At 42.4% G+C, this 604-nt stretch carries 1 protein-coding gene; it reads left to right on the top strand.

Annotated features, from left to right (window positions below):
* The first annotated feature begins 87 nt into the window (after window positions 1-87).
* Window positions 88-423: a hypothetical protein gene (locus HL054_RS22155; protein ID WP_163638908.1), complete on the top strand. Its 336-nt coding sequence runs from the start codon at window positions 88-90 to the stop codon at window positions 421-423.
* Window positions 424-604 lie beyond the last annotated feature (181 nt).

Raw genomic sequence — 604 nt, 5'->3', positions numbered from 1 at the left:
ATTCTTGATCACACTGCAGCCGAAACGGTCTGAGTTGGTGCGAAAGATGCCGGTAAATCGAGGCCAGTCATCGTTCGTAAAAGAACTATGATAGAAACAAACAAAGACGCCTACGGGCTTGATTTGAAGAAATACAAGCTTGGTGGTGTTGCTCGTTTGCACAATGCTTTAAACAACATCAATCTTGAAGTTAAATCATTAGGATATGAAACCGTTGATTATGAAGCTGGTATCAATAAGTCGTATCGTTTGGTCAACAAGTCGCAAAAAACGAAGAACCAATCAATTGAATATGGTTCGTTTGATGATGCAAACGGCCTAGCCGGAATAGAAGCGCCAAACAACGGCTTCTTCGGGCTTGTCCAAATTGAAGAACCTGTTCTCATTGATGATCCCGGTAAGACGCCAACAAGAAGCGAATGAAATGCCGCTTTAAAGACCATTAAGGACTCGGTAAACCGTTCGAACCGTAAATATGCCATGATCTCCAAAAAGCCCGTTGTAGCGCCGAAATATCACTTCACGATGAATGCGTGAGATAAGGAACATCCGCTGATTGAAGACATCAATGAATTCTTTCCTGAATCCGAATTCGCAGAATTCT

The sequence above is a fragment of the Modestobacter versicolor genome, from assembly GCF_041028285.1.
In the GTDB taxonomy this organism is placed as follows: Bacteria; Actinomycetota; Actinomycetes; order Mycobacteriales; family Geodermatophilaceae; genus Modestobacter; species Modestobacter versicolor_A.
The sequence above is the reverse complement of the archived record's forward strand: the minus strand, read 5'-3'. Positions and strand labels throughout refer to the sequence as shown.